This window comes from Lichenicola sp., from assembly GCF_965198575.1.
GTDB lineage: Bacteria > Pseudomonadota > Alphaproteobacteria > Acetobacterales > Acetobacteraceae > Lichenicola.
This window is the reverse complement of sequence record NZ_OZ240671.1, coordinates 2,413,888-2,431,066: the sequence shown is the minus strand read 5'-3', so window position 1 is coordinate 2,431,066 and position 17,179 is coordinate 2,413,888. Positions and strand designations below refer to the sequence as shown.

Genomic DNA, 17,179 nt, shown 5'->3' with positions numbered 1-17,179 from the left:
CGAGAAGAGGCCACCACTGCACTTCTCAGAGACATTTCGAACCTCGGGAACTTGGATAATGTGGATGAGCCTGTGTCTCAATCTGCGCTTCAGCGTGGCCGCCCTGCTCCAGCCGCCATAGAAGTCGGCCGAATCCTTTTTGACTGCCGGATACGGTCTTCAGAGCCTCTTCGCTCGGGCGTTCGTTGAAAAGCGCACAGGACGCCGCGTATCTAAGGTGACCCTGAAGGGCGTTGATGTTCTGGATCATTCCGACACGTTCAGCCACCTCCGCCTGCCTTCTCGCGGCCTCGGCAGGTCTCGCGAGCTACTTCAAGGCTCTGTTCCGTATCTTCCACCGCCTTCTTCGTCGCCTTCCAGAGCCGATAAGTGAAGAATCCCAGGGCGATTGTGGCAGCTGTCAGGGTGAAGGTGAAAACTGCAACCCAGACGTCCGGCTTCGTCCACCACTCTCGGTCGTTTCCGGCGGCGATTACGACTGGCCACGACGGCTCTAACGGCACTCCGGCCGCGCAACTTCCTAAGCTTGTTCCATATGCGGGCATCGCCTGCTGCTCCACGTGCAACAATGACAGCAGAGCATTTCGGGCGAGTGTATGGCCAGGGCGGTCCTCTTGAGGAAGCCCTCGACGGTCTAGCCGATCGCCGGGAGGACGCCGCCGCTGCGGCCGAAGCGGCGGGCCAGCACCCAGGTCGAGGTCAGCGAGAGCAGCACCATCATCGCGGCATACGGGGCGGCCGCGGCGAAGGCGAGCGTGGTGGTGTCGGCCCAGACCTGGGTGGCCAGCGTCTGCATGCCGATCGGCGACAGCAGCAGCGTGGTGGTGAGCTCGGTCACGATCGCCACGAATACCAGCGCCGCCGCCGCACCAAGTCCGGGAGCCGCCAGCGGCAGCACGACGCGGATCGCAACCGCGATCGGCCCGAGCCCGAGCACCCGCCCGGCCTCCTCAAGACGCACCTGCGCCTGCGCGAAGGCGGCGCGGACACTCACCAGGGCGAGCGGCAGGAACAAGATCGAATAGGCGATCACCAGCAACGGCGCGCTTTGATAAAGCGGCTGCAGCAGGCGGATGGTCAGCGTCACCAGGGCCAGCGCCACGACGATCCCGGGAACGCCCTGGCCGAAATAGGCGAGCCGCTCCAACAGGATGGCGGCGCGTCCGGGATAGCGCACCGACAGGAAGCCGAGCGGCAGGGCCAGCAGAACGGTCAGCGCCGCACCCGACAGCCCGAGCGACAGCGAGCCGCCGGTTGCCTGCAGCAGCAGCGGCCACGACACGCCCACGGCCGAGGTGGCGGCTTCGTTGTGCTGGGTCAGCCAGAACACGATCATGCCGAGAGGCACGCCGAGTGTTGCCACCGCCAGTGCTACGAAGAACGCCAGCGCCGGCAACCTGGTCCAGCCAAGATGGTAGCGCGCGGCTGGTCGCCGGGCGCCGCGGGTGAGTGAGGCATAGACGCTGCCGCCGCGCACCTTCAGCTCGAGCACCAGGCAGAGCAGGCAGAGCAGGATCAGCACGCACGCGAGCAGCGCCGAACTCGGTCCGACCAGGCCGGTGCGATATTCGGCGTAGAGCTCGGTGGTGAAGGTGCGGTAGCGCAGCAGGGCGAAGGCGCCGAACTCGACCAGCACGTTGAGCGCCACGAGAAGCATGCCGCCGAGCAGCGCCGGCCGCAGCTGCGGCAGCACCAGCCGGATGAAGCACCGCCAGGGGCTGAGCCCGAGCACGCGGCCGCTCTCCTCGATCGCCGGGTCCATGCCGCGCAGGGCGGCCGCCACCGGCAGATACACCAGCGGCATGTAGGCCGAGCCCACCACCAGCAGCGCGCCGTTGAAATCCTGCAGGCCCGCGCTGAGCGAGACCCAGGCGTAGCTGGTGATGAAGGGCGGGATCGCCAGCGGCACCGCAGCCAGAACGGCGAACAGGCGTCGCCCCGGCAGGTCGGTGCGCTCGACCAGCCAGGCGCAGAGCACACCGACCAGTGCCGTGACCGCCACCGACGCCAGCACCAGGCCGATGGTGTCGAGCAGCAGTTCACCGACCAGCGGGCGCCACAGCAATGCGACGGCATCCGCCAGCGGCTCGCCGGTCGCCTGCAGCACGGTCAGCACCAGCGGCAGCAGCACCAGCGCAGTACCGAGACCGGCGAGCAGCAGCAGCAATGGTGGCGACCGATGCGCTCCGGGCAACCGGGTTCGCAGGCGGCGACCGGCCTGGCGGACGGCGACGATCAGAGCAGCCCGGCCTCGCGCAGCAGCTTCGCGGCGTCCTGGTCGTCGCCGAGGTTCTTCACCGAGATCGAGGGCGGGTCGAGCTGGTCGAACGGCTTGAGCAGCGGGTTCGCCTTCACGTCCTTGGCCAGCGGATACTCGAAGTCGACGTTGCCGGCGGCGAGCTCGGTCTGCGTCGGCCTGCTGACCAGGAAGGCCAGGAACTTCTGCGCGATGGCTTGGTGCTTCGATGATTTCAGCACCGCCGCCCCCGACACGTTGAGCAGGCCGCCGACATCGCCGCCGCCAAAGTGGTGGATCTCGCTCTTGGTGGCGGCACCCTTCTCCTGGTGCATGCGTGCCCAGTAGTAGTTATTGACGATACCGGTCGCGACGGCGCCACGCTCGACCGCGGCGACCACGCCCTCATCGTCGTCGAACACCTGGGCATTGACCTTGAGCGCCTTGAGCCAGGCCAGCGCGGTGGCGCGATCCTTCAGCTTCACGACCGCCTCGACCAGCGGCAGGAAGTCGGCGTCCGCGGGGGCGATGGCGACGCGGCCCTTCCATTCGGGGCGCGCCAGGTCGAGCAGCGAGGGCGGCAGCTTGTCGGCGCCGATCATCGACGGGTTGAAGGCGAGCACGTTCTCGCGGACCAGCACGCCGACCCAGTCGCCGGTCTCAGCGCTGAAGCGCGCCGGGACGTCGGCGAGGGTGGCTTTGTCGACCGGCGCCAGCAGGCCTTTCTCGTCGAGCAGCACGAGCTCGGGCGAGTTCTCGGTGAAATAGACGTCGGCCGGCGAGGCGCTGCCTTCCTGGACGATCTGGCTGGCGATCTCGGGCGCCTCGCCGGCGCGGATCCGCACCTTGACGCCGGTCTGCTTGCTGAAGGCTTCGGTCAGCTGGGTGACCATCTGCGGGTGCTGCGCGCTGTAGAGCGTGAGCGTCTCGGCGCGTGCCGTTTCGCTGCACAGAGCTGCCACGCCGACCGACGCCAACACTGCATGTGCCAGCAGCATGGATGTCCTGGACGAAAGACGCATGAAGACGAATCCCCTGGGTGAGCCGAAGTGGAACGAATTGCGACTTGTTCTTAACTGCGAGCTGTCGGGACGTCAAACAAGGCCGGTGTGTGAAAGCCGTCGCGCGATTCGCCGTTTCTGACAAAGGCTTCATGTGCAAATGCGTCGCGATTCATGGATGGTTAACAATCGTCCCGTATTGGTCAGAACGGCCGCTCCGGCTCGTTTCTTGAGGCCAGAATGATCGCATCCCGTCCGCCCACCCTGCTCCGCGTCGTCCTGGGTACCGCCATGGCAGCCTGCATGGGAGCGGTCCTCCTCGTCAGCGCGCGTGATCGCGTCCCGGATGGTGCGGTTATCGTGGTCGAACAGGCTGCTCACCCCGCGATCGTTGGACCGACCCGGCCTATCCAGCTGACCGCCCTGTTCACCGGGCTGCCTGCCAACGACCCGATGCTGGCGATGCAGCACCTCATGGCACGACAGATGCGGGAGCGGATCGGCTTTCGCGCGGTGATCGCCCCTGCGTCCGATGACTGCACCCATGCCAGGCTCTGGCGCCAGGGCGCGCCGAACACCGCTCCGGTGCTTGTTCTGGATAGCGTCACCGATCGCTGCCCCGGCAGGCTCCGCCCCGGCACGGCCATGCAGCGCATCGAGCCGGGAAAGCATCCGGGCCTGCTGCCTCCGCTGTCGGCGGGCGTCGACCGGCATGTTCGCGCCCCGACGATCACCCCGACACGTCCGTTCTGAACTCAGTCGTGGCCTCGGCCGTGGCATGGGCTGTGACCTGGCGGACACAGGCGGCCGTTACGGTGACGTGAGGCTGCAACCTGGAGCAGCCGATCTCCGTTGTTGCGGAAACCTCCTGGAGATGAAGAAGATGTTTTCCGCCCCCTGCCGTATCATTGCAACGATCGGCCTGCTGATGGCGGGCTGCGCCACGCTTTCCGCCTGCAATACCGTGAGCGGCATGGGTGAGGACGCGGCTGCCGTCGGCCACGACGTGTCGCATGGCGCGACCGCGACCCAGGGCGCCGTCACCAACAACACCGGCCTGGCGACCCACTAAGCGGACTGGCGACCGGGTGAACTCTCCCGGTCGCCTTTCTCTCGTAAAGGTGACAACGGGGTAGCACTCCGTAGCCGCGTAGGGCGCATACTGATCCTGGGAAGATAAGGATTTTCCAGGAGCCGATCATGCGAAATCCGGATCCGCACAAGGCTGATCCACTGCCCGGGAACCACGGTCAGTTCGGCCAGTCGATCTCTACCGAAGATTACAAGCCGCTCATGGCGACGCAGCGGGTCCGCGTGCGACCCGTGATACCCCGGTCACATCAGGCGGAAGCCGGCAGCACCACGCCGGACACGTCAGACCCCGCCGACGACAAGTCGGAGGCGCACCCATCCTGAGCGGCGCCCCAAGGTTATTTTTCTCCTGAACCGGACAACCAGGATCGGGAGCGTTAGCCCTGGTTGGCGTGCGCCGACTTCAACTGCCACTGCTTGACGGCCTCGAGCATTCGCGCGACGTGCCCATCCGGATCCATCGCGCTGTAGGCTGCCAGGATGGTGCCGTCCGGTCCGATTGCATACGACGTGCGGCTCGCATGCCCCGGGATGATCATCATCGCCGCATCGAAGGAATGGGTGATGCTGCCATCCGGGTCCGCGGCCACCGGGAACTTGCTCTGGCAGGCGCTGACCGAGAACTTGTCCAGCTTGGCGATGCCATCCTCGGACACCCCGATGACGTGGGCACCGAGCTGCTCGAACTCGGGGATCGCCTCGGCGAAGTCATGCGCCTCGACGGTGCATCCGCTGGTGAAGGCAGCCGGGTAGAAATACACCACGACCGGGCCCTTCTGAAGCATCGCCGCCAGCGAGACGTCGAACTCCTTGCCGCCGAGCGTGGCGCGGGCCTTGAAGTCCGGAGCCTTGGCTCCTGGGGCCAGGACCGCGTTCGCTGCCGATGCGGCCAGCAAGCCGGCCCCCAGGGTGAGTACGGCGGCAAGCGTGCGGCCGCGGGAAAGCTTATGAGCGCGCATCGGGCGACACCACCATGCAGTCCGACCTTCGGCTCAGGCGCTCGCAGGCCTGCAGCGCGTCGCCGCGGGATAATCCGGTCAGCCGCGCGCGATACACTTTGCCGCCACGGGTCTGCCGCAGCCCCGCGATCTCGGCGCGTGCGTGCAACAGGCTGGGTGCATGCGACTGTGCGGCGCCGGCGGCTTCGCTGGCCTGTGCCTGAGTGCCAAACGCGCCCACCTGGACCGACCAGTTATGTGCACCGCTGACACGGCCGGCGTCACGCAGCAGCGGCGCCGGCTCGGCCATCGCCTGGCGGATCAAGCGGAAACGCTCGCGCGACACCGCCCGCGGCGGCGCGGCAGGCGTATCCGCCGCGGCGACGCGGACCGGGGGCGGCACCGGCGCCGACGCGACCGGAGCCTGCTGCACCGGATCGACCACGCCGACGACCTGCGGTGTCGGCGCAGGCGACCAATCCCGCGCGGGTTCTGCACTGGCGACCGCCATCGGGGCGGCCGGGGCCGGCTGCGTCTGGATCTGGCCGCGGGACGCCCACGCCGCCCTGACATCGTCGCTCGACGAAGCTTCTGCGACGGGCTGGGGCGGGACCGGTTGGGTGGCGATCGGCGCGGCGGCGGGGAGCGTGGTCCAGGCGCGGGTATAGGCCGGTGCGGGCGCAGGGGTGTCCGCTCCCGGGGCCTCGGCGACCTGAACCGGCTGGTCGGCGCCCTGGCTCAGGTCGCGGCGCTGGTTCCAGGCCATGCGCACCGAGCGGGTGTCGGCGCTGGTCTGGGCGGCCGCATACATCACGCCGGAATTGCCTGCGTGGCTCGCCACCAGCAGGTCCGTCTGCGACCGGTTGGCGGGCCAGATGCCGGCGATCTGCGGGCCGATGATGGACACGTACTGGCGCGTCTCCCGCGGCAGCGGCCGGTTGCGGGTCAGGAAGTCATCGAGCCGGCCGGGCCCGGTATTGTATGCGGCAAGGAAGCCGGGGGAGCCGTAGATGTCGTACATCTGCCGGACATAGGCGGTGCCGGCCATGATGTTGTCGTGCGGCTCGAAGGCGTCGTCGCCGAGATTGTACTGCTGGCGCATGTCGTCGTAGGTCGGCGCCATCAGCTGCATCAGGCCCATGGCACCCACCGGCGAGGTGGTCAGGGTGCCGGCGACATACTGGTGGCCGCCGGATTCCTGGTGCATGACCGCGCGGATCCAGGCATCCGGCACGTCGAAGCGCTTCGAGGCCTCGTCGATATAGGGACCCCACGGATCGTCCGGCGGGCCGGGCGGCGCGTAGAAGCTGCGGGCATGGGAGCGATACTGCGCGGCCTCCTGCGCGACCGGGATGTCAGGGCGGTTCGGTGTTCCGGCGCAGGCGGCCAGCAGCGTCATCAGCGACACCGACGACAGGATCCCGAGCAGCGACCGCGTTGCGGCCGGCATGTTGGCAGGTCGGGCGGGCACGGCGCGGCGAACGGCAGGTCGCGTCATCGGTCGGGCATCTCCGGCGTGCCCGGCGCGAGGCCGGACGGTCAGATCAGGGACGGCGACACGCTGCCCGGTTCCACCGCCGAACGGGCCTGGCCCCGAACAGGGACCTTGCCGATCACGGCGGAAGCTCAGCCACTTGTGCAGAAACCCCCGCTAAGTCATTACCGCGCATCCATGTCTGCCGCAACATCAACCGTATCGCGGTGGCATCCGGTATCGCCGATGTTGCCGCAATCCGGCGGATCGGCTACGCCCCCGGGATGAACGCCCTCCCGCCCGTGTCGGAGCGTCCGATCGCCATGGACGGGTCCTGGGCGGGCCGCACCGGCGACCCTAGCGCAGCAACGCGTGATCTTGCGCCGGCCAGGGCCGCGTCTGCGGACCTGCTGCTCGACGCCCGCACCGGACGCGCATCACGCGGCGCCGCTGCCCGTGCCGACGTCCGCGACGGCTTGCGGCTGTGGGGGCTGGCCGTCTCGCTTGGCTGGCTCGACATCAAGCTGCGCTATCGCGGCTCGGCGCTGGGCCCGCTCTGGCTGACCCTGTCGAGTGCGGCGATGGTCGGCTCGATGGGCTGGATCTACAGCATGCTGTTCCACCTGGTGCTGCGCGACTACCTGCCGTTCCTGGCGGTGTCGCTGGTGCTCTGGCAGGCCGGCATCGGCGCCGTCGCCGGCGATGCCTGCAACAGCTTCCTGAAAGCCGAGCAGACCATTCGCTCGATGCGCATGCCGTTCACCGTGCAGGTGCTGCGGACGGTGGTCAGCAACGTCATCGTGCTCGGCCACAACGTGATCGTGCCGCTGGTGGTGTTCGCGATCTTCGGCGTCTGGCCCGGGCTGCACGCGCTGATGTCGCTGCCCGGCCTGGCCCTCTGGCTGCTCGACGGCGCTGCCGCCTGCTACATGCTGGGCAGCATCTGCGCACGGTTCCGCGACGTTCCGCCGATCGTCGGCTCGCTGATGCAGATCGCATATTACATCACGCCGGTGATCTGGAAGCCGTCGCAGCTCGGCGCCCGCGGCTGGTGGCTGCCGCTCAACCCGTTCTATCCGCTGCTCGAGGTGGTCCGCGGACCACTGCTGAGCCAGCCGCCCAGCCTGCTGATCTGGGGCGCGGCGCTCGGCTACAGCGCCGTGTTCTGGATCATCGCCGGCGCCCTGTTCATACGCGCCCGGCCGCGCATCGCGTTCTGGGTCTGAGCCGGATGGACGGCATCTCACCGGGGCCGGCCGTGCTGTCGGGGCCGAACGCTCAAGCCCATGCCGACGCCTTCATCCATGTCGACGATCTGTCGCTGGATTTCCCGCTCTATCATGGCGGCGCGCGGTCGCTGAAAAAGACCGTGCTGTCGCTCGCATCGAACCGGGGTACCTCGAGCCGGGCCGGTTCCGGACGCGGCGGCACTCCGACCGGCGGCACCGTCGGTGCAGACCGCACCCGGCGGGTGGTGGTCGAGGCGTTGCGGCATGTCAGCTTCCGGCTGGTCTCGGGCGAACGGCTCGGCATCGTCGGCCATAATGGCGCCGGCAAGTCGAGCCTGCTGCGGGTGCTGGGCGGCATCTACGAGCCGGTGGCCGGGCGGGTGCATGTCGGTGGCAGCATCAACACGCTGCTCGACACCAATTTCGGCATGAACCTCGACCTCACCGGACGCGAGAACATCCGGCTGCGGGCCCGCTATGTCGGGCTGTCGCGCGATGGCAGCCGCGCGCTGGAGGATGATGTCGCCCGCTTCGCCGATCTCGGCGCGTTCCTCGAGCTGCCGGTGCGTCTGTATTCCTCCGGCATGGTGGTGCGGCTGGGTTTCGGCCTGGCCACCGCGATCGCGCCGCAGGTGCTGCTGATGGATGAGTGGTTCATGGCCGGCGACATGCATTTCCGCGACCAGGCGCATGCGCGTCTGGAGACCGTGGTGCGCGGTGCCGAGATCATGGTGCTGACCTCGCACACCCCGCAGGTGCTGAAAACCTGGTGCACCCGCCTGCTCTGGCTGCAGGCCGGCCGAGTCGTCGCCGACGGCCCGGTCGACGAGATCCTGGACCGCTACACCAGCGGAGCCGCGCCCAATCCCTGACAGGGGGCCCGGTAGCAGTGCCGGGGACGTTCGATACGCGCCGGGTTCTCTATGACATGACCATCGCCGAAATGCTCGCCGATCGTCTTTCAAAGCAACTTCCTCACGTCAAGCATGGAAGTCTGCGTATATCGGGTGAATGGTCTGGGCGGCCTTACGACAACGTCCACACGGTGATCGCCGCCCTTGCTCAAGGTGACACGCTCACCGTCTCCTTCGACCAGGGCGAGACGCTCGCATTTGAAAACCCGGACGAAGCCGTGTTCGACCAGAACACGTTTGAAGTCGGTGTGGCGTCGCGTGCCCGTTGAGAATGGTTTTCCCATGGCCGCAAGCGCTTACCTGAGAACCTGCAATATCTTGATTACGTGCTCGGTCCTGAGGGTTGGGCGCTGAATGGGAACGGGCTGCCCAGCAACCTCCCAATCGACAACCCCAGGTCCCGCGGCCGAACTTGTTTGACGGCGCCACCCACGCGGTGCAGCCGCGGAGGGGCCTGAGCTCTAAAACAGCTCGATGTGGGTCTTGAAGCCGAGCAGCGCTGCATTGTGCAAGTTGGTCTGCGCGTTCGGCCGGATGAAGTACTGGAAATCCGGTGCGAAGGTGACGCCGCGCATCACGTGGATCTGGTAGTTCGCCTCGATGTCCATGGTGTGGCTCTGGATGCCGGGCGTGCTGTCGTCATAGAACTGCGCGCCATTGCCGGTGATCGGCAGGCCGAGTTCCTGTTGCAGTTCCTCAGTGCGGGTCAGCGCGTTCGACACCTGCAGGTAATTGAACGCGACGCCGACCAGATCCTTCGGACGCGCCTTCCAGAAGCCCTGGTCGAGCAGCGCGATCTCGTACTGGTCGTTGCGCGTCGAGGTCGACGGATCGTTGTGGTAGTAGCCGCCGAACACGATCAGGCCGTTGGTGTCGCCGGGGCCGTTGCGCAGCAGCATCTGGTCGAACAGCACCCAGGCGGCCGTGGTGCCCTTGCGTTGGCGCGGCGGCAGTCCGGTCTCGCCGAGCGCGCTGCCGTCGATGTCGAAATAGCCATCGCTGTGATTCACGTTGTCGTAGGCGAAGCCGAGCTTGTAGTGGCCCGGCAGCTTGTCCGGCCCGACCAGCGGTTCGTAGCCAAGCTCGACGGGGAATGCCTCGCCGTTGATCTGCGCCGAACTGAAGCGGAAGCCCGAGCGGAACCCATTGCCGGCGCTGTAGATGTTCTCCTCGGAGAAGAAGATGCCGGTCTGGATGTAGGTGCTCTTGGTCGGGCGCACCCGCACCCGCGTCGCCCAGTTGCCATCCGGGTAGGAGGAGTGGGCGGGGTTGTCCGACGACGCCTTCGGGTTGCCGCAGAACGAATTGTTCATGAAGTTGCAGTAGAGCGGCGAGGAGGAGAAGTCGTTCAGGAACGGAATGCGGCCCGCGGTGATGTCGAAGCGGCCGCCGGCCAGCGTCTCCTCGCCGTAGGCATAGACCAGATGCACCGCGACGTTGCCGCCGCCGCCATAGATTTCCTGGCTCGGATTGAGGTTGTCGCCGAAGATCCGGCTCGCCGGGATGCCGTAGCGGCCGACCACGACGGTGTGGGTGGAGAAGCCGGTCAGCCCCGCCAGCTTCTGCCAGTCGATGTCGGTCTCGAACCCGTACTGGCCGGAATTGGTGGCGCCCTTCTGCGGGCCGGAGATGATGCCGGCGAACTCGTTGGTGTTGTCGAGCAGCAGGGCGACGCCGGCCGCGCGCAGCCGGTCGAGCCCGAACAGGTTGGGCAGCAGCGCTTCCGGCGCCGGCAGCGGCGGCACCGCGGTGACGTTGAGCGGCAAGGCGACGCCGAGCGGGGTCGATACGCGGGTACTCGGATTGGTCGAGGTCTGCGCGGCTGCCGGTCCCGCAGTCAGGGCAAGCCCGGTTCCAAGGGCCAGTGCGCTCATCGCCGACAGGAACAATGCGGATGCCGGGCTGGCCGCAGACCAGCGACGCCTCGCCCGCAACATGTTGGTCTCGACCATGGTGTCCCCCAGGGCTGGCGCGCATCGAGGCGCGCGGCGGGTGGTTTTTCGCGGGGCCCGTTGTGGCAGGTCGGAGCCGGGGCGTGGGTATAGTTTGCCGGTCCCGGCGCGGAAGGCTCATGGTCTGTTGCCGGATTGTCGCAATAAAGTGTGCAACCCGGAGTTGTCCTGCTCGCGGAATTCGACAGCAAGTGGCGGAGTGTTGCGGCGGCGCGTGTTGCTAAAGATCGTGCCCTGGGCGACGGGGAGGAGATGTCGATGAGCCAGCGAGCTGCTGCGGACACCGCCGCCGATCCGCGTTGGGCGCGTGTGCTGGCACGCGACGCGGCGGCGGATGGACGGTTCTGGTACTCGGTCGCCACCACGGGCGTCTATTGCCGGCCGTCCTGCCCGTCGCGCGCCGCCAACCCCGGGAATGTCAGGCTGCACGACACGACGGACGATGCACGGGCCGCCGGCTTCCGGGCCTGCCGGCGCTGCGATCCCGACGGGCCACCGCCCGGCGCCGGACCCGCTTCCATCGTCGCGAGGGCCTGCCGGCTGATCGAGCAGGCCGACGAGGTGCCGTCACTGGGCGAGCTTGCCGGCGCGGTGGGACTCAGTCCCGGCTACTTTCACCGGCTGTTCCGGAAGGCGACCGGCCTCACCCCCAGGGCCTACGCCGCCGGGCAGCGCGCCGGCAGGATCCGGGCGGCGCTGATGGCGGATCGCAGCATCACGCAGACGTTCTACGAAGCCGGGTTCAACTCCAGCGGCCGCTTCTACGAGGCCTCGACCGGCATCCTCGGCATGACGCCCACGGCGTACAGGACCGGCGGTATCGACGAGACGATCCGCTTTGCCGTCGGGCAATCGAGCCTCGGCGCCATCCTCGTTGCCTCGACGGCACGTGGCGTCGCTGCAATCCTGCTCGGCGATGATCCGGACCGATTGGTCCAGGACCTGCAGAACCGCTTCCCGAAGGCGCGCCTGGTCGGCGGCGACAGCGACTACGAGGCGCTGGTCGCCCGGGTGGTGGGCTTCGTCGAGGCGCCGCGAGTTGGTCTGGATCTGCCGCTCGACGTGCGCGGCACCGCGTTCCAGCAGCGCGTCTGGCAGGCCCTCCGCGCGATCCCCCCGGGACGGACTGCGTCATACACCGACATCGCAGCTGCGATCGGCGCACCGGATGCGGTTCGCGCCGTCGCCGGAGCATGCGCACGCAACCCGCTCGCCGTCGCCATTCCCTGCCACCGGGTGGTCCGCACGAACGGCGCGCTGTCCGGCTATGCCTGGGGCGTGGACCGCAAGCGCGCGCTCATCCTGCGCGAGAAGGATACGGACGCCCCCCTCAGCTCGTCAGCACCACCTTGATCGGGCCTTCGCGCTCGATGACGTTCAGCGCCACCTCGGTGCCGACGCGCTGCAGATGCACCGTCGCCCGGCCGCCGCCGACCGACAGGTTGTACAGGGTCAGCTCGTCGAGGAACGCCGGCAGCCGCGGGCGCTCGAAATGCACCGTTGCGGTGGAGGGATCGAAACGCAGCCCCAGCGTCGACTGGATCAGCGACGGGATGGTCGCCGCCGCCCAGGCCTGCGGGCTGCACGCCACCGGATAGCGCACCGGCCCCTCGCCGCGCTGCCGGGCAAAGCCGCAGAACAGCTCGGGCAGGCGGCGCAGGTCGGCATACAGCGAGGCGTCGAACAGGCCGCTGAACACCCGCGCCGCCTCGTCCTTGAAGCCGTAGCGGGCCATGCCGATGGCGATCAGCGCGTTGTCGTGCGGCCAGACCGAGCCGTTATGGTACGCCATCGGGTTGTAGCGCGCCTCGCCGGCCGGGATCGTGCGGATGCCCCAGCCGGAAAAGAACGTCCGGCTCATCAGCCCCGACACGATCCGCGTGGCGCGATCCCTCGGCACGATGCCCGACATCAGCAGGTGCCCGGCATTGGAGGAGCGCACCGCGCAGGGTCGTTTCTGGCCGTCCAGTGCGATCGCGTAGGTGCCGAGATCCTCGAGCCAGAAGCTCGTGTTGAAGGCGATGCGCAGCGCCAGCGCGTCGGCCTCCATGCGTTCGGCGAACACCGCATGGCCGAGCCGGCGGCCGATCGTCGCGGCGGCGCGCTTGGCGGCATAGACGTAGCTCTGCACCTCGCACAGCGCGATCGGACCTTCCGCCAGGGTGCCGTCGGCGTGGAAGATCGAGTCGAAGCTGTCCTTCCAGCCCTGGTTGACCAGGCCGTTCAGGTTGCGCCGGCCGTACTCGACGAAGCCGTCATTGTCGCGGTCGCCGTACTTGTCGATCCAGTCGATCGCGCGCTCGATGTTGGGCCACAGCCTGGCCATCATCGCGACGTCGCCGGTGCGGTCGAGATATTCGCCGGCCAGCACCACGAACAGCGGCGTGGAATCGACGCTGCCGTAATAGTGGCGGAACGGCACCTCGCCGAGCTCGGCCATCTCGCCGTGCCGGACCTCGTGCAGGATCTTGCCGGGCTCGGCGTCGGCGATCGGGTCCTCGGTCTCGGCCTGGTGGCGCGCCAGGTAGTTCAGCACGCCGCGGGCGATCGCCGGGTCGAGCCACAGCGTCTGCATCGCGGTGATCAGCGCGTCGCGACCGAACGCGGTGCTGTACCAGGGCACCCCGGCATAGGGATACGGGCCGCCCGGCTTGTCGGTCAGCAGCATGTAGATGTCGCAGATGCAGCGCCGGATCGCCTCGTTGAAGATCTCGTTCGAGGAGGCGATGCCGGCCGCGCGCGCCGACGACAGGCGCAAGGAGCGACGGGCCTCGACCATCGAGAGCAGGAACGCTTCCGCGACATCGCGATCGGGGGTGTCGGTCGGGTCGCAGGCGGTCTCGATATGGATCAGCTGGCGCTGCCCCGGCTGGAGCGTGAGGCTGAAGCGCGCGGTGCTGGCGGTCAGCCGTTCCGGCACGGGTGAGAACCGCAGCCGGGTGGTGCGCAGGCGGTTATCCAGGCCATCGTAGGCGAGCAGCACGGTGTCGGTGCCGACGACCGGCGGTCGTAGCGTGCCACGCCTCAGGCGCTTGGTGCCGCGGGCCTCGAACAGGTCGGCGAAGTCGGCGCGGAACGACAGCTCGACGACGACCGTGCGCTCGATGACGTCGTAGTTGCGCACCTGCAGCCGCTCGTACGAGGTCTCGTCGCGCAGGAACAGCGTCCGCCGCAGATGCAGCAGGTCGTGGTCGAGGGTGGTGCCGTTGATTTCGACGTCGGGGTTGGTCAGGTCGCAGGAGAGCGTCGCGTTGTTCTCGCGCAAGGTGGCGCTGAGCAGGATCGGCTGGGTGCCGCAGATCGACAGCGACAGCGACGACAGGTGGCGCGTGTCCAAATAATAGAGACCGTCGGCGATGCCGGGCCCCGACATGATGTTGCCGTTCTGGTCGAACACGCCGAACAGGTCGCCGTATTTCAGCGTGTGCAGCCGTCGCTCCGCCAGCACAGAGCTGGCCGCGACCGGATAGCCGTCCTGCGGCGCATTCGCGTCCGGTTCCGGAGCATGCGCGGCTTCGGGCTCGGCAGAGGAAGTCGGCGGCGGCAGGTCGGTTCGGAGGTCCAAGCGTCTATCCTTCGGGCCGGTGGTGCGCCAGGCACGCAACGACGACATTGGCGCGCAAAGTGCGCGACGGCAGGTCGGAGAGAACTCCTCCCTCGGCAAGACCGCAACCGCCGGATGACCCTGCACGTTCGATGTCACATGGCAGACCGTGCGGATACCACTCCCAAGGCTAGACGGATCTACGGCGAGATGCGTGATTTCACACGCACGCCCGAGCCGCGTCCGGCACAGGACGACGCACGGGCGACAGGGGCTGCGCCGATCTTCGTCGTACAGAAGCACGACGCGAGCCACCTGCACTGGGACTTCCGGCTCGAACATGACGGAGTGCTCTGGAGCTGGGCGGTGCCGAAGGGCCCGTCACTCGACCCGCACGACAAGCGCCTGGCCATGCATGTCGAGGATCATCCGGTCGAGTACGCGAGCTTCGAGGGGATCATCCCGGAGGGAAATTACGGTGCTGGAACGGTCGAGATCTGGGATCGCGGCACCTGGGCGCCGGTGGAAGCGGATGCGGCGGCAGCGCTTGCGAAAGGCGAGCTCAAGTTCAGGCTGGATGGCGAGCGGCTGCATGGCGGTTTCGTGCTGGTGCGGCTGAAGCCCCGGCCGCGGGAGAAAGCCGAAAGCTGGCTGCTGATCAAGGAGCATGACGCGTTCGAGCGCGACGGTGCTGATGCGACTGCACTCGAGGCCACGCCGCTGGGCACGACTGAGGGCGCGAAACCGGCGGGCAGGAGAAAAGTCGCAAGAAAGACCGGCACCGCGGCACTTCCGGAGGCGCAGGAGCCGCAGCTCGCACAGCTGGTGCGCACGCCCCCCACCGGTGAGGGCTGGATCAGCGAGGTCAAGTTCGACGGCTACCGCATGCTGGCGCGCAAGGACGGCGACCAGGTGCGCATCATCACCCGCAACGGCCTGGACTGGACCGACCGTCTGCCCGCATTCGCCGAAGCGGTCGCCGCGATGCAACCGGAGACGTTGATGCTCGATGGCGAGCTGGTGGCGCTGGCGAAGAACGGCGTGTCGAGCTTCTCCGCATTGCAGGACGCGTTCTCCACCGGACGCACGCGGAACCTGCTGTACTACGCGTTCGACCTGCTGCACCTGGACGGCATCGACATGCGGCCGAAGCCGCTCTCGGAGCGCCGGGACGCGTTGGAGCAGCTGCTGCAGGACGCGCCGGCTTCCGGCCCGCTGCGGTTCAGCGAACACCTGGCATCGGACGCCGCAAGGGTGAAGCAGGAGGCGTGCGCGATCGGGCTCGAGGGGATCATCTGCAAGCGGCTCGACGCACCCTACCGGCCTGGCCGGGGACGCGACTGGGTGAAGGTCAAGTGCGGCAACCGCGAGGAGTTCGTGATCCTCGGCTACACCCCGCCGGGCGGGACGCGGCAGGGGTTGGGCTCGCTGCAGCTCGGCTTCCACGACGAGGCCGGGCAGCTGTATTTCATCGGCGGTTGCGGCACCGGCTTCTCCGGCAAGGTGTTGAAAACACTGACCGAGCGCCTGGAGACGTTGCAGGCCGGGCGGCCGGGTAGCCTGCTCGGTGCCGAGAAGCCGCCGCGCGACACGATCTGGGTCAAGCCGGAGCTGGTGGCGGAGCTGAGTTTCGCGGGCTTCACCGGCGGCGGGATGCTGCGGCATGCGAGCTTCCTGGGCCTGCGCGAGGATAAGCCGGCGGACGAGGTGGTACGCCCGGTGCCGCCATCGGATGCCGAGCGGATCGAGCTCGGCAGCGGCAAGGCGCCCGCCTCCAGGGCGCCCGCCTCCAGGGCAAAGCCGGCGGCAGCGGAACAGCAGGAGGCGCCGGCAGCGCGGTCGAACATCGTCGTCGCGAAGTCGAGCGAACGGGGCGCGATCGAGATCGGCGGCCAGCGCATCAGCCACGCCGACCGGGTGTTGTGGCCGGCAAGTGCGAGCGGGGACGCGATCACCAAGCGGGATCTGGCGGAGTACTGGCAGGCGATCGGCGACGTTGCGGCGCCCGGCATCGTCGGGCGGCCGCTCGCATTCGTGCGGTGCCCGGACGGCATCGAGGGCGAGCAGTTCTTCCAGAAGCATCTCGGCCGCGGCATGCCTGCCGGCCTGCACGAGGCGGAGGCGGATGGCGCGCCGTATGTGGCGATTGCCGAGACCGCCGGGCTGATCGGCGCCGCACAGATCGCCGCCCTGGAGTTGCATAGCTGGGGCTCGAGCGAGGCCGATCCGCTGCATGCCGACCGGCTGGTGTTCGATCTCGATCCGGGTGACGGCGTGGCCATGCCGACCATCGTCGAGGCGGCGCTCGAGGTGAAGCAGCGGCTGGAAGCGGTGGGGCTCGCGGCGTTCTGTCGCACCTCCGGCGGCAAGGGGCTGCACGTCGTGGCGCCGGTCGAGACGAAAGCCGGCTGGGACGACGTGCGCGCCTGGTGCAGGGCCTTTGCGGAATCGATGGAAGCCGACGCGCCGGATCGGTTCATCTCGACCACACGCAAGAAGGATCGCGACGGCCGCATCCTGGTGGATTGGCTACGCAACGGACTGGGATCGACGGCGATCGCCTCGTTCTCGCCGCGTGCCCGGCCGGGCGCCGGTGTCGCGACCCCGCTGGCCTGGCGCGAGGTGACGGAGAAGCTGGATCCGCAGGCGTTCAACCTGCGGACCGTGCCGTCGCGGCTCGCCAGGCAGAAGACCGATCCATGGGACGGGTTCGAGGACGCGGCGCGCGACCTGCCGGGCGTTGCCGGCAAACCCGTGCGACGCAAGAAACCCGCCCGCTCCAACAAGGAAGAGTAGAAG

13 protein-coding genes are annotated in these 17,179 nt (G+C 68.1%); 7 read left to right on the top strand and 6 right to left on the bottom strand.

Annotated elements, in window-relative coordinates; translation table 11 throughout:
• Positions 1 to 634: 634 nt before the first annotated feature.
• Both ACOEQ2_RS11000 and ACOEQ2_RS10995 read right to left on the bottom strand, forming a co-directional pair.
• A complete protein-coding gene (locus ACOEQ2_RS11000; RefSeq protein ID WP_419728026.1) occupies positions 635 to 2,167 on the bottom strand; it encodes an ABC transporter permease in 1,533 nt (510 codons plus the stop codon).
• Between the two features lie 68 nt (positions 2,168 to 2,235).
• Entirely contained in the window at positions 2,236 to 3,234 is a 999-nt protein-coding gene (locus ACOEQ2_RS10995; protein WP_419728025.1) for an iron ABC transporter substrate-binding protein, read from the bottom strand.
• A 243-nt stretch (positions 3,235 to 3,477) separates the two neighbouring features.
• On the opposite strand from ACOEQ2_RS10995, the gene ACOEQ2_RS10990 reads away from it, so the two are divergent.
• Together ACOEQ2_RS10990 and ACOEQ2_RS10985 are read left to right on the top strand one after the other, a co-directional pair.
• Entirely contained in the window at positions 3,478 to 3,990 is a 513-nt protein-coding gene (locus ACOEQ2_RS10990) for a hypothetical protein (RefSeq protein WP_419728024.1), read from the top strand.
• A gap of 121 nt (positions 3,991 to 4,111) precedes the next feature.
• Positions 4,112 to 4,309 carry an entericidin gene (locus ACOEQ2_RS10985; RefSeq protein ID WP_419728023.1) on the top strand — a complete coding sequence of 66 codons (198 nt, stop codon included), beginning with the start codon at positions 4,112 to 4,114 and terminating at the stop codon, positions 4,307 to 4,309.
• A 397-nt stretch (positions 4,310 to 4,706) separates the two neighbouring features.
• On the opposite strand, the gene ACOEQ2_RS10980 is transcribed toward ACOEQ2_RS10985, so the two are convergent.
• Positions 4,707 to 5,288 (bottom strand): peroxiredoxin, encoded by a 582-nt coding sequence (locus ACOEQ2_RS10980; RefSeq protein WP_419728022.1) that lies wholly within the window; start codon positions 5,286 to 5,288, stop codon positions 4,707 to 4,709.
• Positions 5,275 to 6,717 carry a transglycosylase SLT domain-containing protein gene (locus tag ACOEQ2_RS10975; RefSeq protein ID WP_419731197.1) on the bottom strand — a complete coding sequence of 481 codons (1,443 nt, stop codon included), beginning with the start codon at positions 6,715 to 6,717 and terminating at the stop codon, positions 5,275 to 5,277. Before ACOEQ2_RS10975 ends, ACOEQ2_RS10980 begins: the two co-directional genes overlap by 14 nt.
• Before the next feature lie 308 nt (positions 6,718 to 7,025).
• On the opposite strand from ACOEQ2_RS10975, the gene ACOEQ2_RS10970 reads away from it, so the two are divergent.
• Genes ACOEQ2_RS10970 through ACOEQ2_RS10960 form a run of 3 tightly spaced genes read left to right on the top strand, consistent with a single transcriptional unit; the run spans position 7,026 to position 9,153 of the window.
• A complete protein-coding gene (locus ACOEQ2_RS10970) occupies positions 7,026 to 7,967 on the top strand; it encodes an ABC transporter permease (protein WP_419728021.1) in 942 nt (313 codons plus the stop codon).
• A gap of 5 nt (positions 7,968 to 7,972) precedes the next feature.
• Positions 7,973 to 8,842 carry an ABC transporter ATP-binding protein gene (locus tag ACOEQ2_RS10965; protein WP_419728020.1) on the top strand — a complete coding sequence of 290 codons (870 nt, stop codon included), beginning with the start codon at positions 7,973 to 7,975 and terminating at the stop codon, positions 8,840 to 8,842.
• Between the two features lie 56 nt (positions 8,843 to 8,898).
• Positions 8,899 to 9,153, top strand: coding sequence for a hypothetical protein (locus ACOEQ2_RS10960; protein WP_419728019.1), 255 nt, complete (start codon positions 8,899 to 8,901; stop codon positions 9,151 to 9,153).
• Positions 9,154 to 9,345: 192 nt separating this feature from the next.
• On the opposite strand, the gene ACOEQ2_RS10955 is transcribed toward ACOEQ2_RS10960, so the two are convergent.
• A complete protein-coding gene (locus ACOEQ2_RS10955) occupies positions 9,346 to 10,836 on the bottom strand; it encodes a carbohydrate porin (protein WP_419728018.1) in 1,491 nt (496 codons plus the stop codon).
• A 258-nt stretch (positions 10,837 to 11,094) separates the two neighbouring features.
• Between ACOEQ2_RS10955 and ada the strand changes: the two genes are divergently transcribed.
• On the top strand, positions 11,095 to 12,189 hold the full coding sequence (gene ada / locus ACOEQ2_RS10950; protein WP_419728017.1) for a bifunctional DNA-binding transcriptional regulator/O6-methylguanine-DNA methyltransferase Ada: 1,095 nt from the start codon (positions 11,095 to 11,097) through the stop codon (positions 12,187 to 12,189).
• Here ada and ACOEQ2_RS10945 read toward each other — a convergent pair.
• Positions 12,167 to 14,401: a glycogen debranching N-terminal domain-containing protein gene (locus ACOEQ2_RS10945; RefSeq protein WP_419728016.1), complete on the bottom strand. Its 2,235-nt coding sequence runs from the start codon at positions 14,399 to 14,401 to the stop codon at positions 12,167 to 12,169. The two genes, ada and ACOEQ2_RS10945, sit on opposite strands and share 23 nt — an antisense overlap.
• 138 nt (positions 14,402 to 14,539) lie before the next feature.
• Between ACOEQ2_RS10945 and ligD the strand changes: the two genes are divergently transcribed.
• Positions 14,540 to 17,176, top strand: a complete 2,637-nt coding sequence (gene ligD, locus ACOEQ2_RS10940) for a DNA ligase D (RefSeq protein WP_419728015.1) — start codon at positions 14,540 to 14,542, stop codon at positions 17,174 to 17,176.
• Positions 17,177 to 17,179 lie beyond the last annotated feature (3 nt).

What these genes read in the sequence shown, in the direction of transcription:
- ACOEQ2_RS10995 (WP_419728025.1), bottom strand. Translation starts at nt 3,234, where the DNA reads ATGCTGCTGGCACATGCAGTGTTGGCGTCGGTCGGCGTGGCAGCTCTG.
- ACOEQ2_RS10990 (WP_419728024.1), top strand. Translation starts at nt 3,478, where the DNA reads ATGATCGCATCCCGTCCGCCCACCCTGCTCCGCGTCGTCCTGGGTACC.
- ACOEQ2_RS10985 (WP_419728023.1), top strand. Translation starts at nt 4,112, where the DNA reads ATGAAGAAGATGTTTTCCGCCCCCTGCCGTATCATTGCAACGATCGGC.
- ACOEQ2_RS10980 (WP_419728022.1), bottom strand. Translation starts at nt 5,288, where the DNA reads ATGCGCGCTCATAAGCTTTCCCGCGGCCGCACGCTTGCCGCCGTACTC.
- ACOEQ2_RS10975 (WP_419731197.1), bottom strand. Translation starts at nt 6,717, where the DNA reads ATGCCGGCCGCAACGCGGTCGCTGCTCGGGATCCTGTCGTCGGTGTCG.
- ACOEQ2_RS10970 (WP_419728021.1), top strand. Translation starts at nt 7,026, where the DNA reads ATGAACGCCCTCCCGCCCGTGTCGGAGCGTCCGATCGCCATGGACGGG.
- ACOEQ2_RS10965 (WP_419728020.1), top strand. Translation starts at nt 7,973, where the DNA reads ATGGACGGCATCTCACCGGGGCCGGCCGTGCTGTCGGGGCCGAACGCT.
- ACOEQ2_RS10960 (WP_419728019.1), top strand. Translation starts at nt 8,899, where the DNA reads ATGACCATCGCCGAAATGCTCGCCGATCGTCTTTCAAAGCAACTTCCT.
- ACOEQ2_RS10955 (WP_419728018.1), bottom strand. Translation starts at nt 10,836, where the DNA reads ATGGTCGAGACCAACATGTTGCGGGCGAGGCGTCGCTGGTCTGCGGCC.
- ada (WP_419728017.1), top strand. Translation starts at nt 11,095, where the DNA reads ATGAGCCAGCGAGCTGCTGCGGACACCGCCGCCGATCCGCGTTGGGCG.
- ligD (WP_419728015.1), top strand. Translation starts at nt 14,540, where the DNA reads ATGGCAGACCGTGCGGATACCACTCCCAAGGCTAGACGGATCTACGGC.